Origin of the sequence: Massilia sp. LC238, from assembly GCF_000735635.1 — a bacterium.
GTDB lineage: Bacteria > Pseudomonadota > Gammaproteobacteria > Burkholderiales > Burkholderiaceae_D > Telluria > Telluria varians.
Window position 1 is genome coordinate 113,939 of sequence record NZ_JNNN01000081.1, and the last position, 18,568, is coordinate 132,506.

The 18,568-nt window shown below is 65.2% G+C and carries 24 protein-coding genes; 23 read left to right on the forward strand and 1 reads right to left on the reverse strand.

The window, feature by feature from the left end; genetic code table 11:
• The first annotated feature begins 58 nt into the window (after positions 1 to 58).
• From FG94_RS24665 to FG94_RS24710, 10 genes are all read left to right on the forward strand, one after another.
• Positions 59 to 295, forward strand: a complete 237-nt coding sequence (locus FG94_RS24665) for a carph-isopro domain-containing protein (protein WP_036217233.1) — start codon at positions 59 to 61, stop codon at positions 293 to 295.
• Positions 296 to 344: 49 nt separating this feature from the next.
• Entirely contained in the window at positions 345 to 602 is a 258-nt protein-coding gene (locus FG94_RS24670; RefSeq protein WP_036217235.1) for a hypothetical protein, read from the forward strand.
• A gap of 48 nt (positions 603 to 650) precedes the next feature.
• A complete protein-coding gene (locus FG94_RS24675) occupies positions 651 to 833 on the forward strand; it encodes a hypothetical protein (RefSeq protein ID WP_036217237.1) in 183 nt (60 codons plus the stop codon).
• 76 nt (positions 834 to 909) lie between these two features.
• Positions 910 to 1,311, forward strand: a complete 402-nt coding sequence (locus FG94_RS24680; protein WP_036217239.1) for a hypothetical protein — start codon at positions 910 to 912, stop codon at positions 1,309 to 1,311.
• A gap of 11 nt (positions 1,312 to 1,322) precedes the next feature.
• A complete protein-coding gene (locus FG94_RS26305; protein WP_229446063.1) occupies positions 1,323 to 2,324 on the forward strand; it encodes a DUF1376 domain-containing protein in 1,002 nt (333 codons plus the stop codon).
• Positions 2,321 to 3,676, forward strand: coding sequence for a replicative DNA helicase (locus tag FG94_RS24690; RefSeq protein WP_081926193.1), 1,356 nt, complete (start codon positions 2,321 to 2,323; stop codon positions 3,674 to 3,676). Before FG94_RS26305 ends, FG94_RS24690 begins: the two co-directional genes overlap by 4 nt.
• The gene (locus tag FG94_RS24695) at positions 3,673 to 4,728 is read left to right on the forward strand and encodes a site-specific integrase (RefSeq protein ID WP_051997074.1); all 1,056 of its coding nucleotides are present in this window, start codon (positions 3,673 to 3,675) and stop codon (positions 4,726 to 4,728) included. The genes FG94_RS24690 and FG94_RS24695 overlap by 4 nt, the downstream gene beginning before the upstream one ends.
• Before the next feature lie 110 nt (positions 4,729 to 4,838).
• On the forward strand, positions 4,839 to 5,135 hold the full coding sequence (locus tag FG94_RS24700) for a hypothetical protein (RefSeq protein ID WP_036217240.1): 297 nt from the start codon (positions 4,839 to 4,841) through the stop codon (positions 5,133 to 5,135).
• Positions 5,136 to 5,194: 59 nt separating this feature from the next.
• The gene (locus FG94_RS28005) at positions 5,195 to 5,662 is read left to right on the forward strand and encodes a hypothetical protein (RefSeq protein ID WP_200880031.1); all 468 of its coding nucleotides are present in this window, start codon (positions 5,195 to 5,197) and stop codon (positions 5,660 to 5,662) included.
• A gap of 121 nt (positions 5,663 to 5,783) precedes the next feature.
• A complete protein-coding gene (locus FG94_RS24710) occupies positions 5,784 to 6,212 on the forward strand; it encodes a hypothetical protein (protein WP_036217242.1) in 429 nt (142 codons plus the stop codon).
• A 90-nt stretch (positions 6,213 to 6,302) separates the two neighbouring features.
• On the opposite strand, the gene FG94_RS24715 is transcribed toward FG94_RS24710, so the two are convergent.
• Positions 6,303 to 6,503 carry a hypothetical protein gene (locus FG94_RS24715; RefSeq protein ID WP_036217244.1) on the reverse strand — a complete coding sequence of 67 codons (201 nt, stop codon included), beginning with the start codon at positions 6,501 to 6,503 and terminating at the stop codon, positions 6,303 to 6,305.
• Positions 6,504 to 6,840: 337 nt separating this feature from the next.
• Here FG94_RS24715 and FG94_RS24720 point away from each other — a divergent pair, with 337 nt between their 5' ends.
• The 13 genes from FG94_RS24720 to FG94_RS24780 are packed head-to-tail and all read left to right on the forward strand — an operon-like array spanning position 6,841 to position 18,567.
• Complete coding sequence (locus tag FG94_RS24720) at positions 6,841 to 7,395, forward strand: helix-turn-helix domain-containing protein (RefSeq protein WP_051997075.1); 555 nt, start codon at positions 6,841 to 6,843, stop codon at positions 7,393 to 7,395.
• On the forward strand, positions 7,392 to 8,852 hold the full coding sequence (locus FG94_RS24725) for a PBSX family phage terminase large subunit (protein ID WP_081926194.1): 1,461 nt from the start codon (positions 7,392 to 7,394) through the stop codon (positions 8,850 to 8,852). The genes FG94_RS24720 and FG94_RS24725 overlap by 4 nt, the downstream gene beginning before the upstream one ends.
• Positions 8,853 to 10,967: a portal protein gene (locus tag FG94_RS24730; RefSeq protein WP_036217246.1), complete on the forward strand. Its 2,115-nt coding sequence runs from the start codon at positions 8,853 to 8,855 to the stop codon at positions 10,965 to 10,967.
• 55 nt (positions 10,968 to 11,022) lie between these two features.
• Positions 11,023 to 11,817 carry a hypothetical protein gene (locus FG94_RS24735; protein ID WP_036217247.1) on the forward strand — a complete coding sequence of 265 codons (795 nt, stop codon included), beginning with the start codon at positions 11,023 to 11,025 and terminating at the stop codon, positions 11,815 to 11,817.
• Positions 11,818 to 11,828: 11 nt separating this feature from the next.
• Complete coding sequence (locus FG94_RS24740; RefSeq protein WP_036217249.1) at positions 11,829 to 13,046, forward strand: P22 phage major capsid protein family protein; 1,218 nt, start codon at positions 11,829 to 11,831, stop codon at positions 13,044 to 13,046.
• 52 nt (positions 13,047 to 13,098) lie between these two features.
• Positions 13,099 to 13,335, forward strand: coding sequence for a hypothetical protein (locus tag FG94_RS24745; RefSeq protein ID WP_036217251.1), 237 nt, complete (start codon positions 13,099 to 13,101; stop codon positions 13,333 to 13,335).
• Positions 13,332 to 13,733: a hypothetical protein gene (locus FG94_RS24750; RefSeq protein WP_036217254.1), complete on the forward strand. Its 402-nt coding sequence runs from the start codon at positions 13,332 to 13,334 to the stop codon at positions 13,731 to 13,733. Before FG94_RS24745 ends, FG94_RS24750 begins: the two co-directional genes overlap by 4 nt.
• Before the next feature lie 19 nt (positions 13,734 to 13,752).
• Positions 13,753 to 15,186 carry a packaged DNA stabilization protein gene (locus FG94_RS24755; RefSeq protein WP_036217256.1) on the forward strand — a complete coding sequence of 478 codons (1,434 nt, stop codon included), beginning with the start codon at positions 13,753 to 13,755 and terminating at the stop codon, positions 15,184 to 15,186.
• Complete coding sequence (locus FG94_RS24760) at positions 15,183 to 15,749, forward strand: hypothetical protein (RefSeq protein WP_036217259.1); 567 nt, start codon at positions 15,183 to 15,185, stop codon at positions 15,747 to 15,749. Before FG94_RS24755 ends, FG94_RS24760 begins: the two co-directional genes overlap by 4 nt.
• Positions 15,750 to 16,079 carry a hypothetical protein gene (locus tag FG94_RS24765; RefSeq protein WP_036217262.1) on the forward strand — a complete coding sequence of 110 codons (330 nt, stop codon included), beginning with the start codon at positions 15,750 to 15,752 and terminating at the stop codon, positions 16,077 to 16,079. It begins immediately after the preceding gene.
• Positions 16,076 to 16,528, forward strand: a complete 453-nt coding sequence (locus tag FG94_RS24770; RefSeq protein ID WP_051997076.1) for a GNAT family N-acetyltransferase — start codon at positions 16,076 to 16,078, stop codon at positions 16,526 to 16,528. The genes FG94_RS24765 and FG94_RS24770 overlap by 4 nt, the downstream gene beginning before the upstream one ends.
• A complete protein-coding gene (locus FG94_RS24775) occupies positions 16,528 to 17,292 on the forward strand; it encodes a hypothetical protein (RefSeq protein WP_152571124.1) in 765 nt (254 codons plus the stop codon). The genes FG94_RS24770 and FG94_RS24775 overlap by 1 nt, the downstream gene beginning before the upstream one ends.
• Positions 17,293 to 18,567 carry a hypothetical protein gene (locus FG94_RS24780; protein ID WP_036217268.1) on the forward strand — a complete coding sequence of 425 codons (1,275 nt, stop codon included), beginning with the start codon at positions 17,293 to 17,295 and terminating at the stop codon, positions 18,565 to 18,567. It begins immediately after the preceding gene.
• The last annotated feature ends 1 nt before the right edge of the window (position 18,568 follow it).

Sequence of the window (18,568 nt, forward strand, 5' to 3'; positions counted from 1 at the left end):
TTGACTTCCTTGTTAGCTACTCCTAATATTGCACTACCTCAAACCAACTCGAGAAACCATGAACGCGAGCGAAATCATCGAGAAGCTCGGGGGCCCGACGGCCGTCGCAAAGCTCCTCAACGTCAAACCGCCCTCTGTCCACGCATGGAAGACGGGTGGAATTCCCGACGACAAGCTGATCCGCCTGGCACCGACGCTCGAAAAACAGGGCATTGCCACCCGTCGCGAGCTCCGCCCTGATGACTGGGAGCAGATCTGGCCTGAGCTGGTCGACCCGGGCGCTCCTTCCACCTAATCCTGCAACACCTGAAGTCCTGAACCGCCAACACTAGGAGAACCACCCCATGAAGTCCCCACGCAACATCCCCGTCAAGGCCCTGCTGAACGCAGACGAATTCGTCGAGTTCGACCAGGAATGCGGCGCCGCTGACGTCAAGCACAGCTCCCAGCTGCGCACCCTCGCGAAAGCCTGGATTGCAGAGCAGAAGCGTAAACGTCAGCAGTCATACCCTGGAAGGCCCGGACATGGCCAGAACGTGGCCCTGTCGCTGCCTGGCCGCGTGAACTACGGCGCAAGCGGCCAGCTGCGCATGCGTCTTTGAGGCCGGCGCATGGACGATTCACACCGCAGCATCATGAGGTACATACCAATGACCAAACAGGCAACCGAGCCTTCACAGCACGACCAGCAGCACATCTGCCGGCAGGCCGTCATCTGGCGCAAAGCCGACAAGGAAGCGATCGCCCACCGCGGCGACGTGACCAAGCAGCGCGCTGAATACCGTGCCCGCCAGGATCTGCGCCGGGCCGTCGACATCGCGGAGGAGCGCTGATGACCCAGGCAACCATTTCCCGCGAACCCAGCGATCACAAGCTGGCCGGCAGCGCATGCGTGGAGGTCTCGCCTCCATGACGACGTCGACCGACAACAAAGTGCCGGCCGAGCAGCTGCTCTCGGCCATCGAAAAAGCGCTTCAATCCGCCCCGCACCTGGTCGACCAGTTGGCGCACGAACTGGGATGTTCCGGGTCGATGGTTCGGCTTCGTCTTGAGCGACTCGAGGCCGAAGGACGCGCCCACCGTGTACGGGTACGGCTGGAGAACTACCAGGGGAAGTGCTACCTGTGGCATTCCGGCCCAGCGCCGGGCACCCTGACCGCTGCGGCGATCCAACTCGCCCAGGAACTACCGCGCGCCGACCTCCGCGTGCATGTACCGCACCAGGCGATTGTGAGCAGCTGGCCAGTGTTCCGTCAGCGAGACTGGTCGGTCGCAGCTCTCTTCGGTTCGATTCAACAGGCGGCAGCATGAAGGCCCCTGACTTGACGACACTTCCAGCACCGCTCACCCCAGCCGACTGCAACCTGCAGGACTTCGCATTCATGCCGCTCGACGTCGTGCGCCTGCGCGACAGCGACCTGGCCGTCACTTCCGAAGCCGATGAGTTCCGCTGCGCGGTGCTGCTGTGGTGCGCATCCTGGCATCAGGTACCGGCCGCCAGCCTCCCTGACGACGACAAGATCCTGGCGCAGTACGCGGGCTACGGCCGCGTGGTGAAGGAGTGGCAGAAGGTGCGCGCCGGCGCGCTGCGTGGCTGGGTGAAGTGCTCGGACGGACGCCTCTACCACACCGTCGTCGCCGGGAAGGCGAACGAGGCCTGGCTGGCCAAGCTCCGCCAGCGCCTGAAGACCGAGTGTTCGCGGATTAAGAAGCACAACGAGCGACATCCGGGCGCAAACGTTCCGTTCCCCGAGTTCGATGCGTGGTTCGCTGCCGGTTGTCCCGTGGGACAGCCGCTACATGTCCCCGGCGACAAATCGACGGTGTCGCCGGGACAGGGCGACACCGTTTCAGGCGACACGACTCAGCGCCCAGAGGGACACGGTGGCGTTGTCGCTGGTGAAAACGCATCCAAGGGACAGGGAGAGGGACAGGGACAGTTAACTACTTCCCCCAAACCCCCTGACGGGGGCTCACCGCCGGCCAGGTCGAAAGCCGGGGCGGTGGTCCTGCAGACCTTCCTGGAGGACTGCACCACGAAGGGCGAAAGGCCGCTGCGCGACTACGCTCCCCTGTGGCGTTACGCCGAGAGCGCCGGCCTGCCACAGGACTTCATCGCCCTGGCCTGGGTCGAGTTCCGGCGCCGGTTCCTCCCTGGTGGCACCGGCGAGGCGAAGCGCTACAAGGACTGGCGCCAGGCCTTCCGCAAGTACGTCGAGGGCAACTACCTGAAGCTGTGGGCGATCGACGGCAACGGCGCCTACTTCCTGACCACGCTGGGCAAGCAGGCCCAGAAAATCTTCGAATCGAAAGACGCAGGATGAGCAACGAGATCAAACCACCACCGCACAGCGTCGAGGCAGAGCAGGGCGTCATCGGTGCGCTGCTGCGCGACAACGACGCCCTGGACCGCATCGGCGACCTGCGGGCCGAGCACTTCTACTTGGCCGACCATGCCGCGATCTTCCGTGAGTTGCTGCGCAACCTGGCTGCGGGCCGCAGCTGCGACGTAGTCTCGCTCGGTGTCGCCATCGGCGCCACGGTGCCCGATTGCATGCGCTACCTGAACGAGATCGCACAGTCGGCGCCATCGCCCGTGTACGCCAGCCGCCACGCGGCGATCGTGCGGGACAAGGCCATCAAGCGCGGCCTGATCCGCTACGGCCGCGAGATCGCGGAAGCAGCTGCCAACTCGCCCGACGAGGCGGCCGCGCTGGTCGACCAGGCGTCGTCGGTGCTGGAGAAGCTGGCCCAAGCCCGGGTGCGCGTCGAACCGGTGCTGGCGAGGGATGAGCTGGCCGCGCACATCGAGGAGCTGCAGCGGCGCGAGAACGGCGAGGTCAAGGCGATCTCGACAGGATTCCCGGCCGTGGACGACAAGCTCAACGGCGGGATCCGACGCGGCGAGCTGGTCGTGCTGGCCGCGCGCCCGAAGATGGGCAAGACCGCCTTCGCCCTGAACGTGTCGTGCAACGCCGCGGTCGAGCACTCGGTGCTGGTACTGTCGATGGAGATGCCGAAGTCGCAGCTGCACGACCGCAACCTGGCCACCCTCGGCAAGATCCCGCTCGAGCACCTGCTCAAGCCGGCGATGATGACCGACCAGGACTGGGCCGGCCTGACCAATGCTATCGTCAAGATCGAGAGCATGCGCCTGCATCAGGACGACCAGGGCGGCCTGCGCCTCATTGACGTCCGGATGAAGGCCAAGCTAGTGAAGCGCAAGCACGGCCTTGACCTGCTGGTGGTGGACTACCTGCAGCTGATGGACGGCGACGGCGACAACCGCAACGCCCAAATCGAGGGCATCACGCGCGGTCTGAAGGCCCTGGCCAAGGAACTCGACATCGGCATCATGCTGCTGTCGCAGCTGAACCGCAAGCTGGAGGAGCGGCCGAACAAGCGCCCGATGCCGGCGGACCTGCGCGACTCCGGCGCGATCGAGCAGGACGCCGACGCCGTGATCTTCCTGTACCGCGACGAGGTGTACAACCCTGACACCCCGAACGTCGGGGTGTGCGAGGTCGACGTTGCCCTGTGCCGCCAGGGCAAGCCGGGCCGGGCCGCGCTGGCGTACATCGGCGAGCAGGTGCGCTTCGAAAGCCTGGCCGCCGGCTGGATGCCGGTCCGGCACGAAGCAAAGCGCGGCAGCCGTGGACTGGCGGCCCACTTATGAGCGCGACCCTCTTCAAGAAGAGCGGCGTCTGGCATTTTCGCTTCCAGGTCGGCGGCGTGCGTGTCCAGCGCAGCACCCGGCTGGCCAGCAAGACCAAGGCCGAGGAAATCGCGAAGCGGGAATACGACGCCGCGGTGGTGCGCGCCAACGGCGGCGAGCCGGTCCCCACACTGGACGAGCTGGCTGGCATGTGGGTAGTTGTCCACAGGCCGGTGGCCAGCGCGTCGCACATCCGCAGCGTCGAGACCTTCCGCCGGCTTCACATGTACGACCTGGGCGCCAAGCCGATCGGCGAGATCACGACGAAGGATGTCGAGCTGGCGCGCGGCCGGCACCTCGAGACGCACGCTCCGTCGAGCGCAAACCACTGGCTCCGGATCCTGAAGCTGCTGACCATGTGGGCGGTGAAGCGCGAGATCCTGGCGACGTCGCCGTGGCGCGTGAAGATGCTCAAGGTGCAGAAGAAGCCGCGGCCCTTCCTGCCGATCGATGTGGCCAGGACCTGGTTCGATGCCGTCGACGCGGCCACGGCCCGGGCCCCGGACGTCGGCACCGCGGTGCGCCTGATGTTCGGGCTGGGCCTGCGCGAGAGCGAAGCGGCGACGGCGCGCTGGGAGTGGATGGACTGGGAGCGCTCCACCTACACCCCGGGCATCACGAAGGGCAGGGAGGCCGAACCGGTACCGATGCCGGCCTGGCTGCGCGAGCACCTTGAGCCGCTGCGCCAGGTGGACGGCCTGATCGTCGCCAAGCCGAGCGGCCAGGCCTTCGCGCCCGGGTTCGCGCGCCAGGCCATGCGCCGCGCCAACAAGGAATGCTCGCTCAAGGGCATCACGCCGCACCGGCTGCGCGGCACCTTCGCCACGCTGCTGTCCGAGGCCGGCGTGCCGATCCAGACGATCCAGCGCGTCATGCGCCACAAGAGCCATGCGACCACGATGGGCTACCTGGAGAAGAACCTCGACACGGCCGCCCGCGCCGCTGATGTGATCGGCGAAAAAGTGGGTTTCGGTGGCGCGAAAGTGGCGCGAGTCTTGGAAGAAAGCCTGTAAATCCAAGGGTTTCAGATTATCAACAGTCATCGGGTATAGCCCAGCAGGGCGCCCGGCGACCACCCAGCGCACAAGCGCACGACCGCAGTACCAACTTGAAAGGGCAGCACATGTACGACAACCCGAACCGGCTGAAGTCCGCCGAGGCCGGCCGCGACACCACCGAGATCGAGCGCTGCATGAAGCGCGCGAACGACGTGCTGGAGCGCCTGCACAGCCACGTGAACGCGCTGGAAGACCGCCTGCGCCCAGTGATGCGCGCCACCGGCGCTGGCAGCAACGGCGGCGTCACTGGCGTGCCGCAGGAAGCACTGTCGCCGCTGGGCGACGCGATCCGCGGCTTCGAGAGCCGTACCGACAGCGCCTGCGACCGCCTCGAAGCCCTGCTGAACGGCCTGGCCCTGTAGCCATATCTACCATCAGCCCGGTCGCGCGCCGGGCACCGCTCACTCACAAGGAGAATCTCATGAGCACCACCACCATCAAGTACTTTGCCTTTGCCCACTTGCCCGCGCACCTGCAGGTCGTCAGCAAGCCGATCGGCGAGCTTGCCGAGCAGCTTGAGCGGCAGCTCGTCGACGGCGCGGAGAAGTCGGCCGGGATGCGCAAGCTGCTGGAGGCGAAGGACTGTTTCGTGCGCGCAGCCCTCGACGCCCCGAAGGCTGAGATTGGCAACCCGACCACTACTGAGCAGGTTCGCCCGCGCGCGCCGGCCGGCGCCGGCCTGCCACCGCACCAGCAGCGCGTCGTCGAAGAAAAGCGCGATCTGGATGAGCGGAAGCAGAAGCTGGAAGCATTCTTCGACACTGCCACATTCGCACAGCTGGACGATAGCGAGCAGGGCCGGCTGCACGCGCAGCACGCGGCAATGGTCGACTATTCGCGAATCCTGGGTGACCGAATCGAGGCTTTCACCGTGCTGGCAGCGGCCTGACCGCCGCAGTGTCGCCGCCCGGCCACGCTGTCGGGCGGTGCCGCAAAAATCATTCGATGACTGCCGGAAATTTCCAGCTGGCACAAGTTAACATGGCCGGGTAGCTCAACAGGAGATCGCCATGGCCGCCACTGCAACCCTCGACACCTTCCTCGCACCGACTGCGCGCCGCGCCCGCCGCGCGGAAGTTGCGCAACCTGCATTCGACCGGCCCGACCCGTATGCCCAGCTGCTGGCGTGCTGGGTCGACTTCATGCGTACGGATGACCGAGACCTGGGCGCTGGCGGCATGAAGCTGGCGAGCGACGCCGAGGCCGAGGTGAGCGTGCACGATGCGCAGCGCGCCGCCGACCTGAAGATGGGCGAGGCCGTCAACGCCATGGTCGACAGCCTGACCACGCTGCACCGCTGGGCCATCTACAAGAGTCAGGGAATTGCCACCGCCTGGCGGTTCCCGAATGCGGACTTTGCCATTACGCTGACGGCCGCGCGCGACGACCTGGAGCAGAAGCTGCGCAAGAACGTTGCAACGAGGCTTTATTTCTTGTAGAGTTCGGTCACTGGGCGGTTTCGCACGTCTAGAGAAAAGCAAAAGCCCGCCAAGTCAGCGGGCTTTTTTGCTTTTCGCGCCGATCTGGTGTTATCCGCGCTTGTTCAGGTCCAGCAAGTTTTCGACGACCGAATTGATCAGGCCGTTGAGGTAAGCGCTGTCGTAAGCCAGTTGCTGGCCGTTGTTCTCCTCGTAGTTGCTGGAGCCTTGCAGCTTGATAGTTCCACCTTCCAGACCTGCTTTGACCAGTTCGAGCGCGCGGTCGATCGCGCCAGTGCGATTGAATGACAAGGTAACTCCTAACTAAAAGTAGTGGGATTTCTATAATACATCGTTCTCATGGCCGCCACGCCGTCGCCATTTACTGAACCCTGATCTGGCACCGGCCAGAGCAGACGAGCGCACCCAGGCGCGCCACGTCGCCGGACGCTGTAACCGGCTCGATTGTCTCCTCCCCTGATCCCGGTCAGAGTTCCGCCGCCCGCGCACTGATGCGCCGGCGGCTTTTTTATTCATGAGGTACGCCATGCGCATGAGCATCGCAGCAGAACGCGCCTGGCTGATGATCCTCGTCCAGGTAGAGCAGAACCGAAACGCGCTCAAGCGCACAGTGCACGGGTAGACCGCCATGGGACGCCAATCCAAATTGACGGAAGCGCAATGGGAGGCGATCGGTAAGCGGCTGCTGCAAGGAGAATCGTCATCTGCCTTGGCGCGCGAGTTCGGGGTCAGCAAGTCCACGATTTCGGGCCGTTTTTCTGAACGGGTCCAAAACGTAAAAGACGCAGCAAATCAAATAGTTGCAGCCGAGCGCGCGCTCTCCAAGCTGAACATTTCCGAACAAATAGCCGCACGTTCGCTCGCCGACGACCTGAAAGCGATCAGCGAGCACCTGGCAGGCGCCGCGCGCTTCGGCGCCGCCACCGCGCACCGCCTCTCCGGCATCGCGCACAACAAGGCGGCCGAGATCGACGACGCGGCTCCGCTGACCGACAAGAGCCGCGAGGCGCTGACGAACATCGCCGCGCTGACCAAGATGGCGAACGACGCCAGCGAGATCGGCCTGAACCTGCTGAAGGCGAACAAGGAAACGATCGAGGACCTGAACAAGCGCGACACCGAGCAGGCCAGCCCGGCAAACCCGGCGCGCGGCACCGTATTCAAGATTGTTAGACCGACATGAGCAACGTACTTGAGCAGCCGCTGGAGATCGAGCTCTTCGAGGCCTTTGAATTCCTGCTGTACCCGAAGCGGATCAAGGTGCCATTCGGCGGCCGCGGCGGCGCCAAGACCGAGGAAATCGCCGAGATCCTGGTGTGGATGATGTGGCAGTACGGCACGAAACTGCTGTGCGCGCGCGAGTTCATGAACTCGATCGACGAATCCAGCAAGGCCGTGCTCGAGGCGAAGATCGAGAAGCTGGGCCTGGGCGACTTCTTCAAGGTGCAGAACGACGGCATCTACGGCCGCAACGGATCCTGCGCGAAGTTCGTCGGCCTGGCGCGCAACATCACCTCGATCAAGTCCAAGTTCGGCTACAACGTCGTCTGGGTGGAAGAGGCGGAAAACGTCAGCGAGAACAGCTGGAAAGTGCTGATCCCGACGATCCGCGAGGCCGACTCCGAGATCTGGATCAGCTTCAACCCGAACGAGGTAGACGCGCCGACCTACACGCGCTTCGTACTGCCGTACATCGACCACATCAACGCCGAGATCGCCGCTGGCCGGCCGGGCGTCTATGAGGACGACTACACCTACGTGCGCAAGGTGTCCTACCGGGACAACCCGAAGTTCCCCGACGTGCTGCGCATCGAGATGGAGCGCGACAAGGCGGCCAACTTCAAGAAGTACCTGCACGTGTGGGAAGGCGAGTGCAACGCCGACTACGCCGACTCGGTGATCGAGCCGGAATGGGTCGACGCCGCGATCGACGCCCACAAGAAGCTCAACTTCAAGCCGCGCGGCGACCGCGTGCTGGGCTTTGACCCGGCGGACAGCGGCAGCGACGCCAAGGCGGTGACGAAGCGCTACGGCGTGCTGGTCGAGGACGTGAAGCGCTGGACCGAGGGCGATATCGACGACGCGATCACCCGCGCCTTCGACGACGCCTTCGACTACCGGGCCGACATCATTGTGTACGACAACATCGGCGTCGGCGCCGGCGTGAAGGTCGGGCTGAAGGAACGCATCGCCAGCCGCAACGTCGACGTGCAGGGCTTCGGCGCCGGCGACTCGCCCTGGCCCGGCAAGTATGAGGACGACCGCCAGAATGAGGACGTCTTCCGTAACCTGCGCGCCATGGGCTGGTGGCTGCTGGCCGACCGGTTCCGCCGCACCTACGAAGCGGTGGTCAAGGGGGAGTATCACGACCCCGCCACCATGATCAGCCTGTCCGGCAACATCAAGGACCTGCAGCAGCTCAAGACCGAGCTGGTACGCCAGCAGCGGAAGCGCACCGCGGGCTCGAAGATGATCCAGCTGGTGAGCAAGGACGAGATGCGCGCCAGGAAGATCCCGTCGCCGAACATGGCCGACTCGCTGATGATGGCCTTCATGGTCAGGGACAAGAAGAAACCAAAGGCCCTGGGCGCAAAACTGCGACCAGCTTTGAACACCGGCGCGACCGGCTGGATGGGATAAATGCCAAAAGCAGACCAAAAAATCATCGATCGTTGCAAGAAGGGCCTGGCCAGCGCGCTCGAGCGCGAGCAGAACGCGCGCGATCGCTGGAAGGCCGACTACAAGTTCGCCAACGCCGACCCGGACAACGGTTACCAATGGGACGCCGCGCTGCTGAAGGCGCGAATGAACGACCCGAACGGCGCCCGCCCGGCCCTGACGATCAACAAGACGAAGCAGCACAACCGCCAGATCACGAACGAGGCGCGCCAGAACAAGCCTGCGGTACGGGTGTTCCCGGTCGACGGCGGCGCCGACAAGAAGACCGCGCAGATCCTGAACGGGATCATCCGGCACATCGAGGCGAACAGCGACGCCGACTCGGCCTACGAGACCGCGACCGAGCACCAGGTGGACGCCGGCGTGGGCTACTGGCGCGTGGTCACCGACTACGCGAGCGACGACAGCTTCGATCAGGAAATCTTCATCCGTCGCATCAAGAACCCGCTGAACGTGGTCCTGGGCGACCACAACGAGGCGGACGCTTCCGACGCGCGCGAGGGCTGGATCTTCAACGACGTGCCGCGCGACGAGTTCCTGCGGCGCTATCCGAACGTCAACCCGGCGGACTGGGATGCGCTTGACAGCGCTGGCTGGGTGACCCGGGATACGGTGCGCGAGTGCGAGTACTTCCTGATCACCGACGAGGAAGACACGCTGATTGTCGGCGACGACGGCGCCACGGTCCTGTGGTCGAAGCTCTCGCCCGAAGACCAGGCCCGCTACAAGCTGCGCAACGATCTGCGCAAGCGGCCAGTCAAGCGCGCGAAGCTGACCTGGTACAAGCTGGGCGGCGACGGCGAGCAGCTGGATAGCCGTGAACTGGCCGGACGCTACATCCCGATCGTCAAGGTCGTGGGCGAGGAGCTCGAGATCGACGGCGAGATCGACCGCAAGGGGCACACGCGCGGTATGAAGGACGCCCAGCGCATGTACAACTACTGGACCAGCGCCGGGGTGGAGTTCGGCGCGCTGCAGGGCAAACAGCCCTACCTGGCGCCGGCCGAGGCCATCGAGGGCTACGAGGAATACTGGAACAACATCAACAAGTCGAACCAGCCGTACCTGCCATACAACGCCTTCGACGGCGACGGCAACGCGATCCCGATGCCGGTGCGCCAGCAGCCGCCCGTCGCAGCGCCCATGTACATGAGCGGCATGCAGGTAGCGGCCGAAGAACTGAAGATGGCCAGCGGGCAGTACGACTCCTCGCTCGGGCGCAGCGGCAACGCGACGTCCGGCCGCCAGGAGCTGGCCCAGCAGCAGAAGGGCGACACGGCCACCTTCCACTTCCGTGACAACGTGGCGCGCGCGATCCGCTACACTGGCAAGATCCTGGTCGACCTGATCCCGAAGATCTACGACACGCCGCGCATCGCCCGCATGCTGGGCGAGGACGGCAAGGACGACGAGGTGCAGATCGACCCGTCCATGAAGGTCGCGTACCGCGAAGAGCAGGATCCGATGACGAACGAGATCAAGCGGATCTTCAACCCGTCGATCGGCCGCTACGATGTGCGAGTCGGTTCGGGCCCGAGCTACAGCACGCGCCGCCAGGAAGCGTTCTACGCCCTGACCGACCTGGCCGGCCGCAACCCGCAGGTGATGCAGGTGGCGGGTGACCTGGTGATGAAGGCCGCGGACTTCCCGATGGCCGAGGAGCTGGCAGAGCGCTTCGAGAAGGCTCTGCCGCCGAACATCAAGGACAAGAACGCGCCGACGCCGGAAATGCAGCAGCTGCAGCAGAAGCTGGAGCAGACCGAGGCCCAGCTGCAAGCGCTGGGCCAGCAGTACAACCAGCTGCACGACGGAAGGGAAGTGGATGAGCGGAAGCTGTACCTCGACCAGTACCGCGCCGAGACAGAGCGCCTGAAGATCATCTACCCGCAGATGCCCCAGCAGATCGCGCAAGTGATCGCGCAGGATTTCGGGCTCGAGCTGGTCAACGAGGCGCCGCTGACGCAAGGAAATGGCGAGCCTGGCCCGCCACCGGCAGCACCTCCGCCACCGGAAGCACAACAGCAATACGAAGAGAACCCGCCGAGCGCGGGTTTTTCTTTGCCTGAACCGCAGTAACCCGGCAGTACCGTACCCGTCCGGCTCGACGGGGCTTCAATCCACTTGGGAAACCATGAGCACTGACACCACCGAAAGCGGCCTCCCGTCGCCGGCGCCCAACGCCGAACAGGGTGCACACCAGGTCGAGCAGCAAAACCGCACGGACGCGACCGCCGGGCAAGAGCAGCAACAGCAGCAGGAAGCGCAACAGCAGGGCGAGCAGGGCCAGCAAGGCGAGCAGCAGGAACCGAAGCGCACGCCCTGGTTCCAGACCCGCATCGACGAGCTGACCCGGGCGCGGCACGAAGAACGCCGCCGTGCCGATGAGGCCCAGCAGCAGGCCCTGCGCTACCAGCAGCAGCTCGCGCAGTACCAGCAGCCGGGCTCGCAGCCCGACGACGAATTCGATCCGTCGTCGCAGGTCGACATCCGCACCCTGGCACAGCAGGAAGCCACCCGCATGCTGGCCGAGCAGCGCTTCACCGAGCAGTGCAACAAGGTCTACAGCGACGGCAAGTCGGCGTTCCCCGATTTCGACCAGTCCGTCGCGAATCTTCAGATGTTGGGCGTCAGCCGGGAACTCCTCGAGCTGGCCACCTCGTCCGATGCCGGAGCGAAGCTGCTCCACCACCTGGGCACTGACCTCGACGAAACCGCGCGCCTGCTGACGCTTCCTCCTGTGCAGATGGCGCGCGAGCTGACCCGCCTGGAATTCAAGCTGAGCCAGGCTCCTGCGCCGAAACCTGTCAGCAAAGCACCCGCACCGATCGCACCCATCGGCTCCGCCACGTCGACCGACGTCGGCGACACGTCGCGCATGAGCGACGCCGAGTGGTACGAGCGTGTGCACATGAAAAACCGCAAATAGGAATGTGAATCATGCCTACCCAAAACCAGATCCTGACCCACCAGATGCTGGCCCGCGAAGCCGCGGCCATGCTTTCCGAGGAAGCAAACTTCCTCTCCAACATCAACCGCGGCCGTGAAGAAGAATTCAAGGCCCAGCCGAGCGGCTATCGCAAGGGCGACAAGGTCGATATCGGCGTCCCGCCGGTGCCGACCGTCTACGACGGCGCGAACTTCGCCGGCGGCGGCGATGCGCCCAACCAGAAAGAAGAGAAGGTCACCCTGCAGCTGGCCACCCAGAAGCACGTGCCGCTGACCTTCACCGCCAAGGAGAAGGCGCTGTCGATCAGCGACTTCAAGACCCGCTTCCTGAAGCCAGCGATGAACTCGCTGGCCTCGGTGGTGCAGGCGGACCTGATCCAGCGCGCCGTGCTGGCCACCCCGAACGTGGTCGGCACGCCCGGCACCCTGCCGAACACCTTCAAGACCTACGGCCAGGCGCGTAGCTCGCTCGAGCGCTTCCTCGCGCCGGGCGGCGATCGCACCGTACTGCTCAGCTCCGACGCGAGCAACGAACTGGCCGATGCGATCAAGAACCAGCAGAACCCGACCGACACCGGCAACAAGGCGTTCAAGGAAGGCTACATTACCCGCGCGCAGAACTTCGACATGTTCGAGAACCAGTCGCTGCCGGTGTTCGCCAACGGTACCGCCACTGGTTTCACCGTGAACGGCGCTGGCCAGACCGGCAACACGCTGAACATCGGCAACCTGACCGGCGGCTGGACCATCCTGAAGGGAACCGTGTTCACGATCCCTGGCGTGTTCGCTGTGCACCCGATCCTGGGCGTCTCGAACGGCAAGCTCCGCCAATTCGTGGTTACCGCCGACTTCACCGCTGGCGGCGCCACCGGCGCAATCAGCATCTATCCGGAGCTGAAGGCCACGACCGCAGCGCAAGTCGGCAACGTGTCGGCTCTGCCGGCCAATGGCCAGCCCGTGTCGCTGGTCGGTTCGGCTTCGACTGCTTACCGCCAGCAGCTGGGCTTCCACAAGGACGCTTTCACTGCCGCATTCGCGCCGCTGCCGATCCTGGCTTCGTGCGAAGGCTACACCGCGTCGGTGAATGGCTTCTCGGTGCGCGTCATGACCTTCGGCAACGGCCAGTCCGACACCGAATCGACCCGTATCGACGTGCTGTACGGCTTCGCGGCGGTCCGCCCCGACCACTCGGTGCGCATCACCGAGTAATCCCTCAACCCGTCCGTCCTGCCGTGAGCAGGGCGGACTACCGGAGAAGAACATGGAAGTCCAGGAATACCCGAAGGCCCTGTACAAGGGCGGCGACCAGGCCGCCGAGCACATCATCGTCAGCGACGGCAAGGAAGAAGCGACGAAGCGCAAGGCCGGCTTCAAGATGATCGGCGAGCCCGAAACCGACGACAAGCCGAAGGGCAAGGGCGCGAAGCAGCCCGAAACCGACGACAAGCCGAAGGGCGACGGCGCGCCTGCGGCGCAGGACGACAAGGCGCCTGAATGAGCACCGCCGGCGAGATCATCGACCAGGCCCTGAAGGACGTGGGCGTGATCGGGCCGGGCGAGGCGGCATCCGGCGAGGACGCCGCCGACGCGCTGTCGGCGCTGAACCAGCTGATCGCGGACTGGCAGGTGCTGCCGGCATTCGTCCCGAAGGAGCCCTACGTGCTGGCCGCTCTGGCCGACCTGGCCGAGCCGCTGAACCTGCCGCCGATCTACGACGGCGCGCTGCGCTACTCACTGGCCGAGCGGCTGATGACGACGTTCTCCATGCCGGTGCGCGGCGACATCGTCCGCCTGGCGGCGCAGACCCGCAAGACCCTGAAGCGCAGCAACCTGGTGATCCCGCAACTGGAGACCCCGTATCCGCTGCTGGGGAACCGGGTCTACCGGTACGAATAACTCTTGAAACGAGCCATCCATGCGCACGAAACTGCCTTTCGTCGGCCCGTCCTACCAGGCCCGCAGCCTGAACGCCGACGCCCAGCGCACGCTGAACTGCTACATTGAGCTGGACAACAACAGCCCGCGCGCGCCGGCGGCGCTGTACGGCACGCCCGGCACCGTGCGCAAGCTAAGCTTCCCGACCGGTCCGGTGCGCGGCGCGATCCGCGAGGGCGGCTACAGCTGGTGGGTGTCCGGCAATACGGTCTACCGCGTGGCGGCCGACTTCAGCTTCACCGCACTGGGCACGCTCGGCACCTACACTGGCGAGGTGGGGATCACGTCGAATGGCCAGCAGATCCTGATCGTGGACGGCGCGGCCGGCTGGCTGGTCGACGTGGCCGCCGCCGAACTTATCCACATCAGCGATCCCGAATTCCCGAAGGGCGTGCGCCGTGCCACCTACCAGGACGGCTTCTTCCTGGTGGCCGGCGACGGCACCGGCAAGTTCTACATCAATGAGCGCCCGAACGACGGCGCCGGCTGGAACGGGCTGGACTTCGCCTCGGCGGAGGGCTCGCCCGACAACACGATCGGCATCATCAGCGACCACCGCGAGGTGTGGCTATTCGGCGAGCTGTCCGCAGAGGTATGGATCAACACCGGCAACGCCGACTTTCCCTTCCAGCGCGCCGGCAACGTCTTCGTCGAGCACGGCTGCGCGGCGGCCGGCACCGTGGCCAAGGCCGATAACACCGTGTTCTGGCTCGGCGCCGACGACAAGGGCACCGGCATTGTGTGGCGCGCCGATGGCTACACGCCGGTGCGCATCTCCACCCACGCCATGGAGAAAGCCCTGGGCGGCTACGAGACGGTCTCCGACGCGATCGCCTTCACCTACCAGCAGGAAGGGCACATCTTCTACATTCTGACCTTTCCGACTGCCGGAGCAACCTGGCACTACGATGCATCGACCCAGCTGTGGCAAGAGCGGGCATGGCGGAACCCGGATACCGGCGTGCTGACGCGCTGGCGCGCGAATTGCTGCGTGTTCGCGCACGGCGAGCACCTGGTGGGCGACTTTGAGAACGGCAACGTGTACGCGCTCGACCTCAATGCCTATACCGATGACGGTGCGCCGATTCTGCGGCTGCGCCGCACCACGACTGCCGAGAGCATGCAGCAGCGAGTGTTCTACCAGTCCCTGCAGGTGGACATGGAGACCGGCGTCGGGATCGCGACGGGGCAGGGGAGCGACCCGCTGCTGATGTTGCGCTACTCGAACGACGGCGGCCACACCTGGAGCCCGGAGCGCACGGCGACCGTCGGCGGCACCGGCCAGTACGGCGCGCGCGCACGCTTCACACGCTTGGGCTCGGGCCGCAACCGTGTCTGGGAGATCAGCATGACGGACCCGGTCAAGTTCGCAGTGTTCGGTGCCGTGGTCGACGGCGAAGTAGGAATCGCATGAGCATCCTGAACCTGTGGCCCGCCCACATCCGCTTCGTGAACGCGGACGGCACCCTGACGCCGGAGGCGGTGCGCATGCTCGAGGTGCTGGTCACGCGTGTTGGCGGCGCGCTGGGCGACAACGGCGCCGACGTGTTCGCGGCCGTCGCGGCCGGCGATGCGGCCGGCATGCCGCCCAGCGTCGAACAGCCGCTGCCGGCGCCTGGCGCACTGCCCGAGATCCTGCTGCAGCCGATCGGCCCGGCGGCCGACAGCGTGCCGCCGGTGCAGCAGCAGCCTGACTACCGCCCCGGCGCTGGTCTGCAGCTGGTGGACTACCGCTTCTCGCTGAAGGATACGAATGTGGAGCCGGGCACCTACGGCAACGCCGCAAACGTGGCCAGGTTCACGGTCGACCAGCAGGGCCGGCTGACCATGGCCCAGGCTGTCCGGATCCAGGTCGAACGCGACCAGGTCACAGGCCTCGGCACCATCGCCACCGAGAACAAGGGCGCGAATTTCACGGGCAGCTTCACCGGCAAGACGGTGACTGTCTCCAACGGCATCATTACCCAGGTGGTTTAAATGCAAAGACTTCCAAAGCAAATCGCTGTTGCTGAACTCGGCGCCGCTTCGGCAGCGCTGTACACGGCGCCGGCAAACACGAAGACCACGATCTCGGCCTGCTCGGTCACGAACAAGACCGGCAATGCCCGGACCGTGACGCTGACCGTGCAGGCCGCCGGCGGAACCGCGCGCAACATTGCGTTCGGCATGGGCGTCGGCGCCGGCGAGACCCGCGTCGTGCACGGTGCGATCGGGCAGACGCTCGAGGCGGGCGGCGTGTTGGCCGGTTTGGCCGACGCCGCCGGCGCGCTCGACATCGTCGTGTCGGCGTACGAGACGAACCCATGATCCGGCGCGCCGCGCTCAGCGATCTCGGCGCGCTGCTCAGCATGGGGCGCAAGTTCTTCGCCGCGTCAGGCTACGCCGATATCGCCCGGTTCGACGAGGAGTCGTTTCGCAGAACCGTCGACCAGCTGATGACCGACAACGCTGTCTGCCTGGTAGCGGAGATCGACGGCCAGGTGGTCGGCGCCGCCGGCGCGCTGGCGTACCCGTTCTACTTCGATGCGAGCCACAAGACCGGCCAGGAAGTTTTCTGGTGGCTGGATCCCGAGCACCGTGGCGGCCAGGTCGGCATTCGCCTTTTCGCCGAGCTCGAGGCATGGGCGCGGGCGCAGGGCTGCAAGAGCTTCACGATGATCGCGCTCGATGCGGTCGATGCATGGCGCGTCGGGAAAATCTACCAGCGCTGCGGGTACCGCCCGTCCGAGCATTCATACATCAAGGAGTTAAAATAATGGCAGTTGCAACCGGAACAGCACTTCTCGGAAGCGCGATTGTGGGTGCTGGTGCATCGATTATCGGCGGCAACAAGGCGGCGAAGGCCCAGCAGCAGGCGGCCGCCGACGCAAATGCGGTAGCGGAACGGACCAGCGGGCAGCAACTCGCCCTGCAGGAGAAGATGTTCGACAAGAATGTCGAGCTGCTTCAGCCGTCGATCGACGCCGGCAATACCTCGCGCAACAGGCTGATGCAGTTGCTCGGGCTGTCCCCAGGTGGCGCCGACAACGGTTCGCTGATGCGCGACTTCAGCATGGCCGACTACCAGGCCGACCCGGGCCACCAGTTCCGCATCTACCAGGGCCAGCAGGCGCTGGAGCGTAGCGCCGCGGCGCGCGGCGGCCTGCTGTCCGGCGCCGCGCTGAAGGACACGGCGCGCTTCTCGCAAGGTCTCGCATCCCAGGAATACCAGTCGGCATTCGACAGGTTCAACACGAACCGCAGCAACAAGATGAACCCGCTGCTGTCGCTGGCCGGCTCCGGCCAGGTCGCGTCGACCACGGCAGGCGGTGCTGGGCAGCAGTACGCGAACAGCGCCGGCAATATTCTGGGCACGTACTCTGCAACAGCAGGCCAGAACATCACTGGCGCCGGCAACGCGCGGGCGTCAGGCTATGTCAATACGGCGAACGCGATCAACAACGGTCTCGGTACGGCCATCAACGGAATGCAGCAGAACCAGCTGCTCGAGCTGCTCAAGAAAAAGGAAGGAGTTGTATAAATGGCACTCGACCCAAGCATCATCGGCGGCATCCGTCCGATCCAGATCGATTCTCCTGTGAACGCCTTGGCACAGGTGCTGCGCGTGCAGGGCATGCAGCAGGAAACCCAGCTCGGCCAGGCCAAGCTCGACGAGTACCAGCGCACGAAGGCGCGCGGGAACAAGCTGCTCGAACTCGTGCAGGGCCTTCCTGGCGACACTACCGATGACGGTCGCGTCAAGGCGATGCGCAGCGGCGGCTTCTTCGACGAGGCCGACAAGTTGGAAACGAGCATCGGGAACCGGCGGAAGATCGAGTCCGAAGCGAACCAACGCGAATGGAGCGTCAAGAAGGAAAAGCTGACCATGGCCGGCCAGGCCTTCGCCGGTGTGGTCAGGAACCCGACGCTCGAGAATGCAATGGGCACGCTCGACTACTTGGCTCAGGAGGGGATCATGCCGGCCGAGATGGTCGAGCGGTACCGAACTGGCGCGCAGGCCGATCCCTCGAAGATCGGCATGTACGCTGAGCAGGCCTATCGCTCCATTCTCGACGCGGACAAGCAGCTCGACAACGTGCGTACCAACAACCTTGGCGCCACAACACAGACCCTGGGAGTCGACCCGGTTACCGGGAAGTCAAAGGTACTGCACACCGCCGTGAACACGCAGAGCCCGGACAGCGTGGCGGCCGACCGGCGCGCTGCCGCAGACCGCGCCGCCGCAGACCGCCGTGCGCGCGAACAGAATGCTGCGGGCAGGCCGCCCGCAGGATACCGCTGGACGCCAGAAGGAAACCTGGTTGCAATCGCAGGCGGGCCGGCTGACAAGCACGCGGTGACTACCGAAGGTGAACGCAAGGCGGCCACCTTGCTCACCAGGCTCACCAGCTCGCGACAACAGCTCGCCGCAGCGCTGAATGACGACCCAGGGGCTGCGAAACCGGGGCTGGCGGCAAACGGCCTTCGCGTCGTGGGGGCTGAAGCCCTGGCAAACAGTGCCGCGACCAGCTCGGCGCGCCAGCGGGTCGAGGCCGCCCAGCTGGACATCCTCGACGCTGCCCTGACGCTCGGCACCGGCGCCGCCTACACCCGCGAACAGCTTGAAGGCTATCGGAAGTCGTACTTCCCGCAGATCGGCGACACCGACGCGACGATCAAGGACAAGCAGGCGCGACTGAGCAGCGTGATCAAGGCGGCCGAGATTGCAGCTGGCAGGGCGGCGCCTAAAGGCGATGCTGGTGGGGCGGATGCAGCTGAGCTCAACATCGACGCACTTCTTGAAAAGTACAAATAAC